This window comes from Tepidibacter formicigenes DSM 15518 (assembly GCF_900142235.1).
Lineage (GTDB): Bacteria > Bacillota > Clostridia > Peptostreptococcales > Peptostreptococcaceae > Tepidibacter > Tepidibacter formicigenes.
Window position 1 is genome coordinate 1 of sequence record NZ_FRAE01000044.1, and the last position, 19,267, is coordinate 19,267.

At 28.1% G+C, this 19,267-nt stretch carries 16 protein-coding genes, 2 rRNA genes, 1 pseudogene and 1 other annotated feature; of the genes and pseudogenes, 1 reads left to right on the forward strand and 18 read right to left on the reverse strand.

The window, feature by feature from the left end:
• The 8 genes and pseudogenes from BUA77_RS13865 to BUA77_RS08980 all read right to left on the reverse strand — a co-directional run.
• Positions 1–188: pseudogene (locus BUA77_RS13865) on the reverse strand (IS110 family transposase); the annotation flags it as partial.
• A 213-nt stretch (positions 189–401) separates the two neighbouring features.
• The gene (gltX, locus tag BUA77_RS08950) at positions 402–1,883 is read right to left on the reverse strand and encodes a glutamate--tRNA ligase (RefSeq protein WP_072889352.1); all 1,482 of its coding nucleotides are present in this window, start codon (positions 1,881–1,883) and stop codon (positions 402–404) included.
• Between the two features lie 38 nt (positions 1,884–1,921).
• A complete protein-coding gene (locus BUA77_RS08955) occupies positions 1,922–3,448 on the reverse strand; it encodes a proline--tRNA ligase (RefSeq protein ID WP_072889354.1) in 1,527 nt (508 codons plus the stop codon).
• Between the two features lie 169 nt (positions 3,449–3,617).
• Positions 3,618–5,060 carry a proline--tRNA ligase gene (gene proS, locus BUA77_RS08960; protein WP_072889357.1) on the reverse strand — a complete coding sequence of 481 codons (1,443 nt, stop codon included), beginning with the start codon at positions 5,058–5,060 and terminating at the stop codon, positions 3,618–3,620.
• A 98-nt stretch (positions 5,061–5,158) separates the two neighbouring features.
• Positions 5,159–5,365: a binding site (T-box leader), on the reverse strand.
• A gap of 44 nt (positions 5,366–5,409) precedes the next feature.
• Positions 5,410–5,892 carry a 2-C-methyl-D-erythritol 2,4-cyclodiphosphate synthase gene (gene ispF / locus BUA77_RS08965; protein ID WP_072889360.1) on the reverse strand — a complete coding sequence of 161 codons (483 nt, stop codon included), beginning with the start codon at positions 5,890–5,892 and terminating at the stop codon, positions 5,410–5,412.
• A 10-nt stretch (positions 5,893–5,902) separates the two neighbouring features.
• Positions 5,903–6,583, reverse strand: coding sequence for a 2-C-methyl-D-erythritol 4-phosphate cytidylyltransferase (gene ispD, locus BUA77_RS08970; protein ID WP_072889363.1), 681 nt, complete (start codon positions 6,581–6,583; stop codon positions 5,903–5,905).
• A gap of 76 nt (positions 6,584–6,659) precedes the next feature.
• Positions 6,660–7,763 (reverse strand): PIN/TRAM domain-containing protein, encoded by a 1,104-nt coding sequence (locus BUA77_RS08975; RefSeq protein WP_072889365.1) that lies wholly within the window; start codon positions 7,761–7,763, stop codon positions 6,660–6,662.
• Positions 7,764–7,805: 42 nt separating this feature from the next.
• On the reverse strand, positions 7,806–8,288 hold the full coding sequence (locus BUA77_RS08980; protein ID WP_072889367.1) for a CarD family transcriptional regulator: 483 nt from the start codon (positions 8,286–8,288) through the stop codon (positions 7,806–7,808).
• 210 nt (positions 8,289–8,498) lie between these two features.
• Between BUA77_RS08980 and BUA77_RS08985 the strand changes: the two genes are divergently transcribed.
• The gene (locus BUA77_RS08985; RefSeq protein ID WP_072889369.1) at positions 8,499–8,894 is read left to right on the forward strand and encodes a DUF1573 domain-containing protein; all 396 of its coding nucleotides are present in this window, start codon (positions 8,499–8,501) and stop codon (positions 8,892–8,894) included.
• Between the two features lie 45 nt (positions 8,895–8,939).
• On the opposite strand, the gene disA is transcribed toward BUA77_RS08985, so the two are convergent.
• The 10 genes from disA to BUA77_RS09035 all read right to left on the reverse strand — a co-directional run.
• Positions 8,940–10,016 (reverse strand): DNA integrity scanning diadenylate cyclase DisA, encoded by a 1,077-nt coding sequence (disA, locus tag BUA77_RS08990; RefSeq protein WP_072889370.1) that lies wholly within the window; start codon positions 10,014–10,016, stop codon positions 8,940–8,942.
• A 7-nt stretch (positions 10,017–10,023) separates the two neighbouring features.
• Positions 10,024–11,391 carry a DNA repair protein RadA gene (gene radA / locus BUA77_RS08995; protein ID WP_072889372.1) on the reverse strand — a complete coding sequence of 456 codons (1,368 nt, stop codon included), beginning with the start codon at positions 11,389–11,391 and terminating at the stop codon, positions 10,024–10,026.
• Positions 11,392–11,479: 88 nt separating this feature from the next.
• Positions 11,480–13,924, reverse strand: coding sequence for an ATP-dependent Clp protease ATP-binding subunit (locus tag BUA77_RS09000; protein WP_207646848.1), 2,445 nt, complete (start codon positions 13,922–13,924; stop codon positions 11,480–11,482).
• 9 nt (positions 13,925–13,933) lie between these two features.
• Positions 13,934–14,956, reverse strand: coding sequence for a protein arginine kinase (locus tag BUA77_RS09005; RefSeq protein ID WP_072889376.1), 1,023 nt, complete (start codon positions 14,954–14,956; stop codon positions 13,934–13,936).
• 14 nt (positions 14,957–14,970) lie between these two features.
• On the reverse strand, positions 14,971–15,477 hold the full coding sequence (locus tag BUA77_RS09010; RefSeq protein WP_072889378.1) for a UvrB/UvrC motif-containing protein: 507 nt from the start codon (positions 15,475–15,477) through the stop codon (positions 14,971–14,973).
• 17 nt (positions 15,478–15,494) lie between these two features.
• A complete protein-coding gene (locus tag BUA77_RS09015; protein ID WP_072889380.1) occupies positions 15,495–15,956 on the reverse strand; it encodes a CtsR family transcriptional regulator in 462 nt (153 codons plus the stop codon).
• Positions 15,957–16,162: 206 nt separating this feature from the next.
• Positions 16,163–18,148 carry an elongation factor G gene (locus BUA77_RS09020; RefSeq protein WP_072889382.1) on the reverse strand — a complete coding sequence of 662 codons (1,986 nt, stop codon included), beginning with the start codon at positions 18,146–18,148 and terminating at the stop codon, positions 16,163–16,165.
• Positions 18,149–18,354: 206 nt separating this feature from the next.
• On the reverse strand, positions 18,355–18,861 hold the full coding sequence (locus BUA77_RS09025) for a thioredoxin family protein (RefSeq protein ID WP_072889384.1): 507 nt from the start codon (positions 18,859–18,861) through the stop codon (positions 18,355–18,357).
• 72 nt (positions 18,862–18,933) lie between these two features.
• Positions 18,934–19,050: ribosomal RNA gene (gene rrf, locus BUA77_RS09030) — 5S ribosomal RNA — on the reverse strand.
• Positions 19,051–19,100: 50 nt separating this feature from the next.
• Positions 19,101–19,267, reverse strand: a 23S ribosomal RNA gene (locus BUA77_RS09035); the annotation flags it as partial.

Genomic DNA, 19,267 nt, shown 5'->3' on the forward strand with positions numbered 1-19,267 from the left:
ATTAAATTAACCCATTCAGTTAACTTACGAAACCCTTCAATAGAATTTGAAACTTCAATATACTTCTCTAACTCAATTCCTCTAAAATCTTGAGCTCTAGCAACGTGTGCATATTTAGCTATATCTATTCCAATAATTAAAGTTGATTCTGTTATTTGCGAAATCTTTTTATTTTGTGTATAATTCATTTGTAGTACCTCCATTGATAGTCTTATTTTAATTCGGGGTAAGTTGCAACCTTACACCCTGTATTCTATCAGGAGGTACTTTTTTTATCAAAGTTCAAATTTATTCATTACAGGAATGCTCCTTTATACCTTTTGAAATATAATATGCAGATTATTCTTTTTCTGTAATTAAAAAGTCCTCTATTGTTATATAACAATAAAGGACTTTTTAATTTATAATATATTCTCTTTTACATATTTAATTCTATTTAATATTTTTTCTTTTCCTAAAACACTTAATACTAAAGGTATTTCTGGTCCATGCATTTGACCTGTTAAAGTTATTCTAGTACCCATGAATAAATTTTTACCTTTTATTTTATGCTCTTTTTGTATTTCTTTAAACATTCCTTTTACAAAATCTGCAGTTATTTCATCTGCATTTGTTATTTTTTCTTCTAATGCATTTACTAAAGTCGGTATATGTTCTAACTTTAAGAATTCTCTACATTCTTCATCTTCAAGTTCTACAGTATCTCCAAAGAATATGTTAACTTTGTTTGTTATTTCTTTTACGTAAGATAATCCTTCTTTAACTACCCCTACCATTGATTTTATCCAATCGTATTTTTCAGTTGCTTCTTCTTTAGTTATAAATCCTTCTTCTATTAAAAATGGTATTGCAAGATCTGCAAGGAATCCATTATCTGCTTCTTTAATATAATGAGCATTTACCCAGTTTAACTTATCTGTATCAAATACTCCACCACTTTTTGAAACTCTTTCTAAAGAAAAAGCTTCTTCAAGTTCATTAAGTGTGAATAATTCTCTATTATCTTCCGGAGACCATCCAACTAATGATACATAGTTTACAAGACCTTCTGGTAAATATCCTTTTTTTCTGAAATCTTCAACAGCTACATCTCCATGTCTTTTACTTAATTTTTTTCTTTCTGAGTTTAATATATTTGGAAGATGAACAAATGTAGGTGCTTCCCACCCAAAAGTCTCATATAAGTATACATGTTTTGGTGTTGATGGAAGCCACTCTTCTCCTCTTATAACATGAGTAATTCCCATTAAATGATCATCTACAACAACAGCAAAATGATATGTTGGAAATCCGTCAGATTTCATTAACACTTGATCATCCATGTCATCTGTATTTATGCAAACATGTCCTCTTACTATATCATTAAATTTAATTTCCTTGTTTGCAGGAAGCTTAAGTCTTATAACATAACTTTCTCCAGCTGCAATTTTAGCTTCAACTTCTTCTTTAGAAAGACCTCTACATAATCCATCATACTTAGGTACTTTACCTTCTGCTTTTTGAACTTCTCTAACTTTATCAAGTCTTTCTTTAGAACAAAAACAATAATAAGCATGTCCTTTATCTAAGAGTTCTTTTATATATTCTTTGTATATATGAAGTCTCTGTGATTGAATATATGGTCCAAATTCTCCTACTTGAGTAATATTTCCATTTTCATCAAGCATTACACCTTCATCATGATTAACTCCTGCCCAATCCATGGCTTTTAACATTCCTTCTATAGCACCTTCAACAAGTCTACTTTGATCCGTATCTTCAACTCTTAAAATGTATTTTCCACCCATTTTTTTTGCAAATAAATAATTATATAAAGCTGTTCTTAAGCTACCAATATGAACAAATCCTGTAGGACTTGGTGCAAATCTAACTCTAACACTCATCAAAAACCCTCCTAAAGTCAATTTTCTATATGATTATATTATATAAGCTCACTTATGTCTATATTTTCAGATTCTTTACTTATTCTATTTCTAATTTCTACAAAATTATTTTCTATTTCTTTACCAACTACTATAGCTTTAGGTATACCTATTAGCTCATAGTCTTTAAACTTAAATCCTATTCTTTCTTTTCTATCATCTAATAAAACAGTATATCCTTTTTTAATTAAATTTTCATAAATTAAATTTCCAGCACTATACTCTTGTTCTTTTTTTATATTTCCTATAATTATATGATAATCAAAATAACTTATACTTTCTGGCCATTTTATTCCTAATTCATCTTTATTTTCTTCAACAATTATAGAAAATAATCTATCTGTATAAAATTTAGTTTCTAATATATATAGTTTTTCTTCTTTTCCATTATAATTTAGATACTTAAAATCACTTTCTAAAACATTAATATCAATAAAATTTGTACCGTCAAAACTTTTTAATAAAGACTCACATTTTATACAAGTATGTCCACGTTCTACTAATTTAAAATTTCCTATATCATCAACTTTAAAATCTCTTTGATAATTTACATTTTTTATATGGTAATCTGTTTTATTAGCTCCAACGACAGCATTTTTTATGTATAATATTTCTTCATCAGCAAAAATTTTATTTACTTTTAAACCTATAGGTCCTGCAAATCCTACATTAGCATTTGTTGCAAGCTTAACCTCTTCTTCACTTGCCATTTTTATTTCTTTTTCTTTTACATTTAAAAACTTAGCAAGTAATCTTAAGTTTATACTTCTATCCCCTCTTAAAAGTACTGCTATTATTTCTGCATTAACATTAAATAAAAGAGTCTTTATCAGCTTTTTACGAGAAATATTTAAAAAGGCTTGAAGATCCTCTATTTTACCTATATTAGGAGTATAAATACTCTGAGTGTTTTTTAGCTCTTCTGTGGATAAGTCCTTCTCAAATGAGGATTTAGCTTCTTCTTTTAAACTACCATATCCACATTTCTCACAGAAAAATACTTCTCTTAGTGGATAATTACACTTATAAAAATATCTTAAATTATTTTCTTCATTTTTTAGATACATATACTTAATATTTAATTCTTCCAGCATACAGTTAATTTTTTTTATAGTTTCTTGTATAGAAGTATTTATATCTTCCTTACTAGTTACCTTTATGAATCTAATCATATTTTCTTTTCGTGGATTTAAAAGTCCGTCTTTAAATTTATAGCCTCTATTTTTATTTAAAGTAAAATATGCTAAATTCAAAGGAATATTTTTATAAGATTTTAAATCCGAAATATATGATTTCAAAATATTTACTTTATCTCCATTTGCCTTTATATTCATATATTCTTCAAAATTATCTAATATAATTTCTATAAGATTATTAAAAAACAAATTTCCCAAAGGTGTATACGAGTAACTTAAATCTTCTAAATACTTAACAAATCCAGCTCTATATAAGAGCTTTAAACTATCACTAGTTACATTTAAAGGACACTCTTTATATGTTTTTAAATACATTTTACTTAATTTCATAATTATTACACCTTTCCTATTTGAATTTTATTTTATTCATGCTTTTTCAAAACAGGATTTTATAGAATATGTCTTTTTTAATGGAGCAAACGCCTTTGATAAAGGAGATAAATGGTTAAAATCTAAAGGATATTAAAATGCTTCCTTATAATAAGGAAGCATTTTAAATTTAATATGCTTTTGCAAGATACACCATTTTTTCTGCTTTTTTACCGCAGCATACACAAGTATCTGCTAATTTTTCTTGCTCAAATGGTATACATCTTATTGTAGCTCCTGTTTCTTCTTTTATCTTAAGCTCACATTCAGTATCTTGACACCACATAGCCTTTATAAAACCTGGTGTTTCTTCTATTATCTTTTTAAATTCATCCATATTCTTAGCTATATAAGTTTTCTTTTCTCTCATTTCTAAAGCTTTATTAAATAAACTTTCATGTATATCATCTAATAATTTTTCTATAGTTTCTTTTAAATTTTCCATAGGAATTTGAGTTTTTTCAAGTATATCTCTTCTAAATATTGTAACTTGACTTTTTTCTATATCTTTAGGTCCTATTTCTATTCTAACAGGTACACCTTTCATCTCCCATTCATTAAACTTCCAACCTGGAGAATAATTTTCTCTATCATCAACTTCTACTCTTATAGAAGTTTTTAAATCAGCAAATATTTCATCGACTTTTTCCATAACATTACCCTTATGAGCTGCTATTGGAACAATTACAACTTGAATTGGAGCAACTCTTGGAGGAAGAACTAATCCTCTATTATCTCCATGAACCATTATAAGCCCACCTATAAGTCTTGTTGATATTCCCCAAGATGTATGATATGGATTTGCAAGATTTCCGTCTCTATCTGAATATTGTATTTCAAAAGCCTTAGTAAAATGTTGACCTAAGAAATGACTTGTTCCAGATTGAAGAGCTTTACCATCATGCATTAAAGCTTCTATTGTATAAGTACTGTCTGCTCCTGCAAATTTTTCATTTTCACTTTTTTGTCCACAAACTACAGGCATTGCAAGTAAATCTTCTGCTACTTCTTTATATATTTCAAGCATTTGAAGTGTTTCTTCTTTTGCTTCCTCAGCAGTTTCATGTAGTGTATGCCCTTCTTGCCATAAAAACTCTGATGTTCTTAAGAATGGTCTTGTAGATTTTTCCCATCTTACAACTGAACACCATTGATTGTATAGATATGGAAGATCTCTATATGATTTTAACCATTTAGCATACATAGAACATATTATTGTTTCTGAAGTAGGTCTTACACAAAGTCTTTCTGCAAGTTCATTTTTACCTCCATGAGTTACCCAAGCAACCTCAGGAGCAAATCCTTCTACATGCTCAGCTTCTTTAGTTAATAAACTTTCTGGTATAAGTAGTGGGAAATAGCAGTTTTTGTGTCCTGTTTCCTTAAATCTTCTGTCTGCAAAATTTTGTATATTCTCCCATATAGCATATCCATATGGTTTTATTACCATAAATCCTTTTACAGGAGAATAGTCAACAAGATCTGTTTTTGTTATAACATCAGTATACCACTGTGGAAAATCAACTTCCATTGGAGTTATTTCTTCAACAAATTGCTTATTTTTCTTACTCATATTTTGCCTCCTTCTAATACTCATTTATTTTTGATTTATATTATTTTAAATTTAATTAAAACATAACAAAAGCATAATAAAAACCTTTCATCTCTAGATTTAGAGACGAAAGGTTTATCTTCCGCGGTACCACTCTATTTAGCAAGTATTGCTCTCTTAAAGGATTTAACGGTCCTACCGTAAGAACTTTTTAACCGTTCTTAAACTCCAGGGCTGGTTCAATAAACTAAGCTTAGAAACCTTTCACCAATAGTTTCCTCTCTATAAAGCTTTATCTACCTACTATTCCCCTTCACTGCTTTTTGTTTTATTATTTCATAAATTTTAATTATTTATTTTATAATAAAATCTATTTTTTGTCAATAGGTATTAATAAACAAATAGCTTGAGAGCTAATTCCTTCTTCATTTCCTGTAAATCCAAGTCCTTCCTCTGTTGTAGCTTTTACATTTATAGAGTCTATATCTATATTTAATACTCTAGCTATATTTTCTCTCATTTTACTAATATAAGATGCCATTTTAGGTCTTTGAGCAATTATAGTACTGTCTATATTACTTACCTTATATCCTTTATTATGTATTAAATTACCTACGCGTTCTAATAATTTTAAACTATTAGCTCCTTTATATTTAGGATCATTATCTGGAAAATGCTTACCTATATCTCCAAGAGAAAGTGCGCCTAAAATAGAATCCATTATAGCATGTAAAAGTACATCTGCATCTGAATGTCCAAGAAGTCCCTTTTCATGAGGAATATTTACTCCTCCTATAATAAGATCTCTATTTTCAACTAATTTATGTACATCATAACCTATTCCAACTCTCATTATGTACCTCCTATCTCATTCTTAATATTTCTTCTCCAAAATTTATATCTTCTTTTGTTGTTATTTTTATATTTTTATAAGATCCCATTATCATTTTAACATTATATCCTAAATTTTCTACAAGAGTTGCATCATCTGTTCCATAATAGTTTTCTTCAAAAGCTTTTTCATAAGCTTTTTTTATTAACTTATACTCAAATACCTGTGGTGTTTGAACTGCCCATAAATATTTTCTTTGTGGAGTATTTTTTATTATATTATTATCATCTATTACTTTTATAGTATCTTTTACAGGAACACCTACAACAACTGCTTTATTCTTTTTAGTCTCTTTTATTGAATTATTTATAATTTCATCTGTTACAAAAGGTCTTGCTCCATCATGAATTAATACTATATCACAATTTAAGTCTACCTCTTTTATTCCATTATATACAGAGTCTTGTCTTTCAGACCCTCCATAAGCTATTTTCACATTTTTATTAAATTTATATTTATTTATAACTTGTTTCACGAAAAACTCTTCTTCTTTTCTTATAACAACTACTATTTCATCTATATTTTCATTTTTGTCAAAAATATCTATTGTATAAGCTATTATTTCTTTATTTTTTAATTTTATATACTGTTTATTTATATTACTATTCATTCTTTTACCTTTTCCAGCAGCTACTATTACTACACTGTTCATAAAATCACCTCATAAGTATTATAATACATATTGTTTAAAAATGACAAAAAAGACCTTTGACAAATTGTCAAAAGTCTTATGATGTTCTTTGTGTAGCCATTTTTGGTTTTCCAAATATCATTCTTCCAGCAGCTGTTTGAAGAACAGATGTTACTAAAACATCTATAGTTTCTCCAATATATTTTCTTCCTCCATCTACAACTATCATTGTTCCATCGTCTAAATATGCTATTCCCTGCCCTGATTCTTTTCCTTCTTTTATTACTTGAACTATCATCTCTTCCCCTGGTATAACAACAGGTTTGACAGCGTTTGCTAATTCATTTATATTAAGCACCTCAACTCCCTGAAATTGAGCTACTTTATTTAAATTATAATCATTAGTAACAACTTTTCCATCTGTTACTTGTGCAAGTTTTAAAAGTTTGCTGTCTACTTCAGCTATATCTTCAAAATCTTTTTCATATATCTCAACTTCAATATCAAGCTCTTGTTGTATCTTATTTAATATGTCAAGACCTCTTCTTCCTCTAACCCTTTTTAAATCATCTGAAGAATCTGCTATATGTCTAAGTTCTTCCAATACAAACCCTGGTATAACAAGCTTTCCTTCTATAAATCCTGTTTTACATATATCTGCTATTCTTCCATCTATTATTACGCTAGTGTCTAATATCTTAGGAGTTGCTTTTAATCCTTTTTTAGATGTTTTTTCTTTTGGATTAGGTATTTTATTAATAAGAGATGTTATATTAAATAAATCATCTTTATATCTTTTAGCTATGTTTATTCCTATATACCCCATAAATATATAAACAATTACTGAAAGTACTGTTCCTACTATAGGAACTGGAATTTGAAGTAACAGATTACTTACAAGATAAGCAATGAATAATCCTATTATAAGACCAATTGAACCTATTAGTATTTCCATTGGTGGAATTTTAGATAGTTCGTTTTCTATAAAATTTGCTATATTTTTCCCTTCTTCTAAAAGCCATGGTGAAATCAAGAAAAATATAAACCCCATTATAACCCCTGAAACTATTGCTCCTAATATTACATATATCTCAGAAGTAGGTATTAAATGAGGAAATGCTTTTACTACTGAAAAATATGTTGCTACACCAATAGTTATACCAACTAAAGACATAATTCCCTTTATTATTTTGTTTATCACTATTCCACCTCCTTATTTAATTATTATCTATATTTTATTTTTTTAATCAGCATTCATAATATTTTCTATTAAATTTTTTACATTTTCTGAACTTTCATTTAATGCTAATACTAGCTCACTAATTAACATATCCTTAGCATCATTTAACATTTTCTTTTCTCCTGTAGATAATCCTTTTTCTTTATCTTGAATCATTAAGTCTCTAACTACAACAGCTATTTCATATATATCTCCAGTTTTAATTTTATCCATATTATCTCTATATCTTTTATTCCACTTTTTATCCATATCTCCTTGTTCATCTTTTAATATTTTCATTAAATCTTCTACTTGAGATTTATTTATAACGTGTCTTATTCCTAATTTATTGATATTATCAATAGGTACCATTATTTCCATACCAGATATAACCATATCTAAAATGTAATACTTTTTTCTTTCTCCTAAAACTTCTTTTTCTTCTATGGAATTTATTACTCCCCCACCATAGCTAGGATAAACAATTTTATCTCCTATACTAAACATAATTTCTACCTCCAAAAAATAATTAATCTATTATAGTATATATCAATTGCACATAATAGTCAAACTTAAAACAATTATTTTATCACACTAAATTATATCATGTCAATTATAAATTAAAATCAAATATACTACTTTTATATAATATGATTAAATTTATTCAATTGACCCAGAAACGTTTTCTTATTATAATTATTTATGAGGTGATAATAAATGACTGATTTTAATTTTGCTGATTTTAAAAATGAAGTTAATAATGCTTTAATAAGACATAAAAGTATCTTAGATATAATAACTAAGCTAGAAGAAACTAATTCAAAAATAAATAGGGCTATAATAAAATCTGTTACAAGTTGTGGATGTATTCAAATTCAAGGAAATAAACAGGAAACTCCAGAAAATATATCATTCAATGAACTTAAAGAATATATGAAAAGTCATATAAATGGAGACTTATGTGAAATATGTAAAGAAAAAATAGAAGAAGAATTGGGTAATCACTTATTTTATATAACTGCTGCATGTAACTTATTGGACATTAATATTGAATATGTTTTAAAAAAAGAAAATAATAAACTAAAAACTTTAGGAAAATATAGTTTACTTTAAAAAATAAAAACCATGGCTTTAAAAATTTTAAAGCCATGGTTTTTACTATATATGTCTATCAAGTAAAACTTGTTCTTGTATTCTTCTAAGCCCATCTCTTATGTATCTTGCTCTTATTTCTCCTATTCCATCTACCTCATCTAATTCTTCTATTGATGCTTTTAATATTTGTTGAAAATTTTCAAAGTGATCTGTTAAATTTTCTATTACATTTATAGGTAATCTATGAATTTTTCTAAGTATTCTATATCCTCTTGGATAAACAGTATAGTCTATATTTTCAATATTTCCTGAATAACCAAGAAGTCTTACAATATTATTTAAATCTAATAATTCTTCAGATGAAAATCCTCTAATTGCTTTTTTAAAATCAGAATAATCACGGTCTTGAATTACATTATAATCTTTAAATACTAATTCTCCATCTTCTTTTACGTTGCCTATTAACTCTTCAAGCTGCATGCTAACAAGTATACCTTCATTTCCAAGCTCTATTATATACTGCTCAACTTCTCCTACTATTCTCATTACCATTTCAGTTCTTTGAACTACTGTAGCAACATCATAAAGAGTAACTAAATCCTCAAATTCTAATGCGCTTAAATTAATCATGGCCTGATCTAATACTGATTTATATTTTTCAAGTGTCTGTATAGCTTGATTTGCTTTTGTAAGTATCTTAGATGTTTCTTGTATTACATATTTGCTATATCCTCTATATAAAGTAATAATATTTCTTCTTTGAGAAATAGATATTACCATCTCTGATGTTTGTCTTGCAACTCTTTCTGCTGTTCTATGTCTTATTCCAGTTTCTGAAGAGGGTATTAAAGGATTAGGTATTAATTGAGTATTTGCATAAAGTATCTTTTTTCCGTCACTGCTAACAATTATAGCTCCATCCATCTTAGCAAGCTCATATAAATACGCTGGAGAAAAATCAGCATTTATATTAAATCCTCCATCTACAATTTTCATTACTTCCTCACTATCTCCTATTACAATTAAAGCTCCAGTCTTTGCCCTTAGTACATTTTCAAGCCCCTCTCTTAAAGGTGTTCCAGGAGCAATCATTTTTAAGCAATTGAGTTGAGTCGTATCCTTCATAAAGCTATCTTTCATAATAATTTTACCCTCCTAATACTACATCTAAAGCATCTCTTATATTTTCTACTCCATAAATCTTAATATCATCAAATTTATCTAGTCCTTTTAAATTACTCTTAGGAACTATAATTTTATTGAATCCTAATTTTTTACACTCTAATATTCTTTTATCAATAAAACTTACCCCTCTTATTTCACCAGTAAGACCAACTTCTCCGATTACAACAGTATTTTCATCTATTTCTATATTTCTAAAACTTGAAGCAATAGAAGTTATTATACCTAAATCCATTGCCGGCTCATTTAATTTAATTCCTCCTACAACATTTATATAAATATCTTGATTCTGTATCTGCATTCCTACTCTTTTCTCAAGAACTGCCATAAGAAGAGATACTCTATTATAGTCTACGCCTGTTGCAGTCCTTTTAGGTATACCAAAATTTGTAGGTGAAACCAAAGCCTGAAGCTCCACAAGCATAGGTCTTGTTCCTTCAATAGTTGCAACGATTACTGATCCTGCTACTCCTTTTGGTTTTTCGGAAATTAGAACTTTAGAAGGGTTTTCTATTTCTACAAGGCCTAAATCTCTCATTTCAAATACACCAAGTTCATTAGTAGATCCAAATCTATTTTTTACAGCTCTTACCATTCGATAAGTATTATATCTTTCTCCTTCAAAATAAAGAACAGTATCTACCATATGTTCTAAAATTTTTGGTCCAGCAAGAGCTCCTCCTTTTGTTACATGCCCAACTAGAAAAGTAGATATACCTATTTTTTTAGATATTTTCATAAATCTAGATGTTCCTTCTTTAATCTGGCTTACACTTCCAGGTGTTGATGTTATTTCAGGGCTAAATACAGTTTGTATAGAATCTACTACAATCATATCAGGCTTTATATAATCTATATATTTTTCTATTATATTTAGATTATTTTCCGCAAAAATATATAAATTTTCACTTTCTATAGAAAGTCTTTTAGCTCTCATTTTTATTTGATATATAGATTCCTCTCCTGATATATATAAGACTTTTTTACCACTTTTGGCTACATTATTTGATACTTGAATTAAAAGAGTAGATTTTCCTATACCTGGATCTCCTCCTACTAATACAAGAGAGCCTTTTACCACTCCTCCTCCTAAAACTCTATCTAGTTCTTTTATACAACTAGAAAATCTTTCTTGTTCTTTTACTTCAAGAGAATTTATAGGTATTGGTTTTTGAACTTCTTTATCTATTACAAAAAGATCATGCTTTGTTTTTTTATCTTCTATTTCTTCAACTAAACTATTCCAGTTGTTGCATTCCGGACATTTTCCCATCCACTTTAAGGTTTCATATCCACATTGTTGACATATATACTTTGTTTTAATCTTTGCCATTAAATCACCTTTATATTTTTATTTAAAAACTGTATCAATTATAGAATACCAAAAAAAATATATTTTTGAAAAGAAAAAGAGCTTAAAATTAAGCTCTTTTTTCAAATAATAATTCTCCATTTTTTTCTTTAATAATTATATTATTTCCTTCTTTTATATTACCTTTTAACATTTCTTCTGAAATATTATCTTCTAATAGCCTTTGAATAGCTCTTTTTAAAGGTCTTGCTCCATACTCTGGATCAAATCCTTCTTTTGATATTAACTTACTTGCTTCATCAGTAAGGGATATTTTAATGTTCATTTCTCTTAATCTTTCTTCAAGTCCTTTAATCATAAGTTTAACTATTTCATCTATATGCTCTTGATTTAATGAATGAAATACTATTATATCATCTATTCTATTTAAAAATTCTGGTCTAAATTTTTGTCTAAGCTCTCTCATAACATTTTCTTTCATTTTTTCATATTCACTTTTTTGAATCTCTTCTTTATCTACAGAAGCTGTAAACCCTAGTATTTTTTGTTTAGATATAGTATGAGCTCCTACATTTGATGTCATTATTATAACTGTATTCTTAAAATCAACAGTTCTTCCTTTAGAATCAGTTACCCTTCCATCATCTAATATTTGAAGTAGTACATTAAATACTTCAGGATGGGCTTTTTCTATTTCATCAAATAATACTACTGAATACGGCTTTCTTCTAACTTTTTCTGTTAACTGTCCTCCTTCCTCATGTCCTACATACCCTGGAGGAGAACCTATAAGTCTAGATACTGCATGCTTTTCCATATATTCAGACATATCAATTCTAATTATGCTATCTTCATCACCAAACATAACTTCTGCTAAAGCTTTAGATAACTCAGTTTTCCCAACTCCTGTTGGTCCTAAGAATATAAATGATCCAATAGGTCTTTTTGGGTCTTTAAGCCCAACTCTTGCTCTTCTTATTGATTTTGCTATAGCTCTTACCGCTTCTTCTTGCCCTATAACTCTGTTATGGAGTATTTCTTCAAGATTTAATAGCTTTTCTGATTCTTCTTGAACAAGCTTTGTTACAGGAATTCCCGTCCAAGAAGAAACTATATTTGCTATATCCTCTTCATCTACCACATTTGATGCTTTAGACGAGTCTTTTTTCCAACTTTCTTTTGTTTTTTCTAATTTTTCTTTAACTTCTTTTTCTTCATCTCTAATTTTAGCAGCTTTTTCAAAATCTTGATTTCTTATTGCTTCTTCCTTTTCTTTTGATAAAGATTCCAGTTTTAATTCAAGCTCTTTTATATCCTTTGGAGGAATATGATTTTTAAGTCTTACTTTAGAGCCTGCTTCATCTATCAAATCTATAGCTTTGTCAGGTAAAAATCTATCTGTTATATATCTATGAGAAAGATTTACAGATGCTTTTATAGCTTCATCTGATATCTTTACTTTATGATGCGCCTCATATCTATCTCTTAATCCTTCAAGAATTTTTATAGTGTCTTCAATTGTAGGCTCTTCTACCATAACAGGTTGAAATCTTCTCTCCAGAGCTGAATCTTTTTCTATATATTTTCTATATTCATCTATAGTAGTTGCTCCTATTACTTGTATTTCTCCTCTAGCAAGTGCTGGTTTTAATATATTTGAAGCATCTATTGCTCCTTCTGCTCCTCCCGCACCAACTATTGTATGAAGTTCATCTATAAATAATATAACATCTTTTTCTCTTGTAAGCTCTTCCATTATCTTTTTTATTCTTTCTTCAAATTCTCCTCTATATTTAGCTCCTGCAAGTATAGATCCTAAATCTAAAGATACCACTCTTTTATCTTTTAATATTTCAGGAACATCTCCTGATACTATTTTCCCTGCAAGCCCTTCAATAATTGCGGTCTTACCAACCCCAGGATCTCCTATAAGTACAGGATTGTTTTTCGTTCTTCTACTTAAAATTTGAATTATTCTTTGTATTTCATTTTCTCTTCCTATAACAGGATCAAGCTTTTGTTCTTCATACTGAGAAGTTAAATCTCTTCCAAATTTATTTAGAGTTGGAGTATTTTTTTTATTACTCTTATTATTTATACTTTCATTTTTAGACATATTTATATTTCCTAATAAGTTTACAACTTCTTTTACAACTGCGTTAGATTCTACCCCAAGTTCTAAAAGTATTCTAGCTCCTATTCCTTCTCCTTCTCTAATAAGACCTAATAAAATATGCTCTGTTCCTACATAGTTATGCCCTAATCTTTTAGCTTCAACTACAGAAAGTTCAAATATTCTTTTTGTTCTAGGACTAAAACCTAAAACTTGTATTCCTTGATTAGAACTTCCTTGTATTTGTATTATTTTATCCTTAACTACTTTTGATGAGACTCCTAATTTATTTAAAACTTTACCTGCAATGCTGTTTTCATTTGCCAAAAGACCTAATAATATATGTTCACTTCCTACTAAATTATGCCCCATACTACTAGCTTCTGTAGCTGCAAAATCAAGTGTTTTTTTAGCTCTTTCTGTAAATTTATCAAACATAATTAACACCTCCTAAATGCTTAATTTTTCTCTTATAAATTTTGCTCTATTCATATCCCTTTGGACTGAATTTGTTGAATTGTATAGTCTAAATTGATATGCTGGTTGAATTTGTATCATAAGACTATCTATATCTCTTGTTGTAAATCCTTCTATATATCCCATTTCTATTCCAAGCTTTATATTAGATAAAAGATTCATTGCTTCTTTTGAATCTATTAATCTAGCATTTTTTAATATACCAAGGGATCTAAAGAATCTATCTTCAAGTTTTGGTCCTAGTCTATTTTTTAATATTTCTCTAGAAGATAGTTCTTTTTCTATTATTTGTTTTGATATTCCTATTATATTTCCTATTATCTCTTTTTCATCTCTTCCAAGAGTTAATTGATTAGATATTTGATATATATTTCCAAAATAACCTGATCCTTCACCATAAATACCTCTTACAGCGAGACCTATTTGATTTACTGCATTTAAAACTCCATTTATATATCCCAGCTCCACAAGTGCTGGAAGATGAATCATAATAGATGCTCTAAGTCCTGTTCCAACATTTGTTGGACATGATGTTAAATATCCTAGTTTTTCATCAAATGTATAATTTAAATTTTCCTCTAAAATATCATCTATTTTATCAGCAATATCCCAAGCTTCATCTAATTTAAATCCACTAAAAAGAGTTTGTATTCTTAAGTGGTCTTCCTCATTTATCATAATGCTTACAGTCTCATCATTTTTAATTAAAACTCCTGCATTTTTATTGTTAGCTAAATCCATGCTTATTAAATGATTTTCTACCATAATTTTTCTTTCTATTTCATCTAGTTCATCCATTTTATAAAATTTAAATTCGTCTTTTAATACTGTATTACCGTTTATAATAGTTTCTTTAATTTTTTTCATTATTTCCTCTGCTTCTTCTTTTTTTAGCTTATTCGGAAAAGGATAATCTATTAAATTTCTGGCAAGACGAATTCTAGAGCTTATAACCACATTACTTATATTGTCTTCATTTTTAATCCAATTACTCATTTTTATCCCCCCCTTTATATCTGCTTTTCTAATTCTTTTATTTTGTCTCTAAGCTTTGCTGCTCTTTCAAATTCTTCTTTTCCTACAGCTTCATTAAGTTCTTTTTTAAGTCTTTTTATTTCATTTTTTATTCTTAAAGAGCCTCCTATTTTTTTGGGAACTTTTCCTATATGATCAGTAGATCCTTGTATTCTTTTAATAACGGGAGTTAACTGTTCTTTAAAGGTATCATAACATTTGTTACATCCAAGCCTTCCTATATTCTTAAACCTTCTATAGCTTCCTTTACATTCACTACAAATTACCTCTTCTACTTTATAAAAATCATTATTTATTCCCATGTCAATAACACTTGAGAGTATATCTTTCATAGAAAATGGCGTATCAAAGTCCATATTAAAGCTCATGCTTTTCTCTTTATTTGCACAATCTTCACATATATGAATTTCTCTTTTTTTCCCATTTATTATCTCAGTTAAATGAATTGTAGCTTCTTTTTGATTACATTTTTCACAAATCATATTAAAACCCCCACCTTCTAGAAATATCCTAAAATACTCATTAATATATTTTTTAAAATATTAGCTCTTATTTTATCATTTAAATCCCTAACGGGAGGATTTATAGATTTATCATCTATAGCAGCTAATATTATCTTTTCCTCTTTAGGTGTTATTATTTCCAATTGTCTTAAATTTGAAATTAATTTCTTAGATGAATTGAAAGATATATTGTCTTTTATTTTTTCATAAATAATATTTTTTAAATACTTATTTCTATCTAAGTCAATTTTTATTATTTTTATATATCCCCCTCCTCCTTTTTTACTTTCTATATAATATCCCTTATCCATATTAAATCTAGTTGTAAGTACATAATTTATCTGAGAAGGAGCGCAATTAAAAAAGCTTGCAAGTTCATTTCTTCTTATCTCAACATCCTTACTTTCTTTTAAAAGTTCTTTTATAAAATTTTCTATTATATCTGATATTGATGGCATTAAACCACTCCTTGAATTCTCGTTTGACTTTCTTTGACTTTAATATTATTATAAATAAATTTATTTTTTATTCAAATGTAATTTTATTTGATTTTAAGCTAAATTTTTTGAATATTTATGGTTATTTAAATATATCTTTTTATTTCTCATTATTTCTATTGTTTTGAAAATTTAAAATGGTGACTATTTAGTCACCATTTTTATATCTATTTATTATTTTTTACTTCTTCTATAATTTTATCCATTATTTGAGCTGGAACTTCTTCGTATCTTTCAAATTCCATTTCAAAATATCCTCTACCTTGAGTCATTGACCTTAAATCTATAGCATATCTAAATGTTTCTGCTTGAGGAGCTTGAGCATATATTATTTGTTTTCCTCGGGAACTTGGTTCCATACCAATTATTCTTCCTCTTCTCTTATTTATATCTCCTATAATATCACCCATATATTCCTCTGGCACTACTATTTTTAGATTCATTATAGGCTCAAGAAGTACCGGATTAGCACTTTCCATTCCCTTCTTAAATGCAATAGATGATGCAATTTTAAATGCCATTTCTGATGAATCTACATCATGATAAGATCCATCATATAAAGTTGCTTTTACATTCATAACCGGAAAACCTGCTAATACTCCAGACTGTAAAGATTCTTTTAATCCCTTTTCAACAGCTGGAATATACTGCTTTGGAACTGATCCTCCAAATATTTTTTCTTCAAATAAAAATTCTTCTTCTGATGGTTCAAATACTATTTTTACATCTCCATATTGGCCATGGCCTCCACTTTGCTTTTTATGCTTACCTTGAACATCTGACTTTCCTTTTATAGTTTCTCTATATGCAACTTTAAGATCTGAAAGTTTTACATCTATTCCGAATTTCTCCTTTAATTTATCTTTTATTGAGTTTATATGAATTTCTCCTTGGCCACCTATTAATGTTTGTTTTGTTTCATGATTTCTATACCATGTAAATGAAGGGTCTTCTTCTATCAGTCTATGAAGTCCTGTACTTATCTTTTCTTCATCTCCTTTATTTAGAGGCTCTATAGCAAAATAGATTTGAGGTTTTGGAAAGTCTATATTTTCGAAAGAATTTCTATCTGGTTTAGTTGAAAGAGTATCTCCTGTTTGAACATCTGAAAGCTTAGTTAATACTACTATGTCTCCTGCAACTGCTTTTTCTATCTCTATCTGTTCTTTATTTCTTAATGTATATAAATGATAAATTTTTTCTTTTTTCCCTTTATTTATATTATAAATTTCAGTATCAGGTGTTAGCTCTCCTTCACAAACTTTTACTAGTGATACCTTTCCTATAAATGGATCTACTAATGTTTTAAATACTATTCCAGAGAACTCACTTTCTTTATTATCATATCCTATATCAATAGGAGATGGCATATAATCCCAAATCATATCTAAAAGAGTATGTATACCTATATTCTTAGCTGTAGATCCACATAACACTGGAATTATGTCTCCACTTATTACACCTTGTCTAAGTCCTTTATGTATTTCATCAATTGTAAATTCTTCTCCAGCAAAATATTTGTCAAGTAATTTATCATCACTTTCAGCAACAGACTCAAGTAGCATCTCTCTTACAGGATTAATACTGTCTTTCATATATTCTGGTATTTCTACTTTTATACAATTTTTACCATCATATTTTCTTGCAAACATATCAACTACATTTATAAATCCTTTAAACTCTTTATCTTTACCCATTGGTATATGAAAAGGTGCTATTTTTTTGCCATATCTTTCTCTTAACTGCTCTAGTACTTTATTATAATCTGCTTTTTCACTATCAATTTTATTTACAAATATAAATCTTGGGGTATTATTTTCATCTGTTATTTCTAAAGCCTTATCTGTTCCAACTTGAATATCACAAGTTCCATCTACAATTATTATAGAACCAGCAGCTGCTCTTATAGAAGAAACTACCTCTCCATAAAAGTCAAAGTATCCAGGAGTATCTAAAAAATTATATTTATGATTATTCCATTCTACAGGGATCAAATTTAATGTAGAAGTCATATTTACTTGATTACTCGGCTTGCTTATTCTATTTACTAAATTATTTGTATAAAGTATAGATTCTGTTAAATTTGTTTTTCCACATCCAGAATGACCTAGAATAACAATATTTCTTATTTTATCACTTTCATAAACTTTCATAGAAAAAAATCCCCCTTTTTCTTTTTATTTAATTAACATTCTATATTTTTTGAATATTTCCTCTTTTTTATTTTTTATACCTTTTATCTTTAATTAAATATTATGTAATAAACTTTTTATTATGCTAAAATAAAATAAATCAATATTGTTTTCTAAGTCTACATAATTTTTCACAACAATAAAAAACATAAAAAAAATAGGCCCCTTTATAGACCTATTATCTTTAGCATATCACTTATTGTATCTTTAACATATTCACCTTTTCTGTATTTTCTTTTAGATACTAGTGTTTCTGTTTCATTTCCTCTATTTATAATTTCTTTTAAAATTGTTGGTAATTCAATAAATACACCTAATTCATTAAAATTTTCATCCATTACTACAAATGTTGGAATTCTTGGCTTCCCATTTACCTTGTATTTTTCCATATTTTTATCATTTCCTTCTCTAGAAACAATCCTTAATTCAATATTTTTATTTAGATCACATATAAAACTAACTCCAGGTAAATTTATTTGACAATCTGGACACCAATCTTCAGCAAATGCTAGTATATATGCTTTTTTACCTATGCTCTTTATCTTATTTATTAAAACATCATCCATATTTATACTATTTTTTATCTTTTCCATTTTCAATTTATATACTTCTTCAGCAGATTCTAAAAACTTATCAAAATTCAATCCTTTATAAAACAGCTCTTTTAAAAGCATATATTTATACCCCCCATATGGATATGCTACTTATGAACTATTATATCACAAAAAACATAATAAAAAAAGACTACGTGGCTACGTCCTACTCTCCCAGGAGGCTTCCCTCCAAGTACCATCGGCGCTAAGGAGCTTAACTTCTGTGTTCGGAATGGAAACAGGTATATCCTCCTTGCTATTGTAACCACATAATCTTTTTTAAAAGTATTTAATACTTTCAAAACTGCACAAATTAATACTAGGTCAAGTCCTCGACCTATTAGTATCCATAAGCTGAACTCATTACTGAGCTTACACCTTGGACCTATCAACCAGGTAGTCTTCCTGGGGTCTTACCCTTACGGTGGGAAATCTTATCTTGAGGTTGGCTTCGCGCTTAGATGCTTTCAGCGCTTATCCATTCCAT

What these genes read in the sequence shown, in the direction of transcription:
- BUA77_RS09020 (WP_072889382.1), bottom strand. Translation starts at nt 18,148, where the DNA reads ATGAAAGTTTATGAAAGTGATAAAATAAGAAATATTGTTATTCTAGGT.
- BUA77_RS08955 (WP_072889354.1), bottom strand. Translation starts at nt 3,448, where the DNA reads ATGAAATTAAGTAAAATGTATTTAAAAACATATAAAGAGTGTCCTTTA.
- ispF (WP_072889360.1), bottom strand. Translation starts at nt 5,892, where the DNA reads ATGAGAGTTGGAATAGGTTATGATGTACATAAATTAGTTGAAAATAGA.
- BUA77_RS09010 (WP_072889378.1), bottom strand. Translation starts at nt 15,477, where the DNA reads ATGATTTGTGAAAAATGTAATCAAAAAGAAGCTACAATTCATTTAACT.
- radA (WP_072889372.1), bottom strand. Translation starts at nt 11,391, where the DNA reads ATGGCAAAGATTAAAACAAAGTATATATGTCAACAATGTGGATATGAA.
- proS (WP_072889357.1), bottom strand. Translation starts at nt 5,060, where the DNA reads ATGAGTAAGAAAAATAAGCAATTTGTTGAAGAAATAACTCCAATGGAA.
- BUA77_RS08980 (WP_072889367.1), bottom strand. Translation starts at nt 8,288, where the DNA reads ATGTTTAGTATAGGAGATAAAATTGTTTATCCTAGCTATGGTGGGGGA.
- BUA77_RS09005 (WP_072889376.1), bottom strand. Translation starts at nt 14,956, where the DNA reads ATGAGTAATTGGATTAAAAATGAAGACAATATAAGTAATGTGGTTATA.
- disA (WP_072889370.1), bottom strand. Translation starts at nt 10,016, where the DNA reads ATGAAAGATAGCTTTATGAAGGATACGACTCAACTCAATTGCTTAAAA.
- BUA77_RS09025 (WP_072889384.1), bottom strand. Translation starts at nt 18,861, where the DNA reads ATGCTTTTAAAAGAGCTGTTTTATAAAGGATTGAATTTTGATAAGTTT.
- ispD (WP_072889363.1), bottom strand. Translation starts at nt 6,583, where the DNA reads ATGAACAGTGTAGTAATAGTAGCTGCTGGAAAAGGTAAAAGAATGAAT.
- gltX (WP_072889352.1), bottom strand. Translation starts at nt 1,883, where the DNA reads ATGAGTGTTAGAGTTAGATTTGCACCAAGTCCTACAGGATTTGTTCAT.
- BUA77_RS08985 (WP_072889369.1), top strand. Translation starts at nt 8,499, where the DNA reads ATGACTGATTTTAATTTTGCTGATTTTAAAAATGAAGTTAATAATGCT.
- BUA77_RS09015 (WP_072889380.1), bottom strand. Translation starts at nt 15,956, where the DNA reads ATGCCATCAATATCAGATATAATAGAAAATTTTATAAAAGAACTTTTA.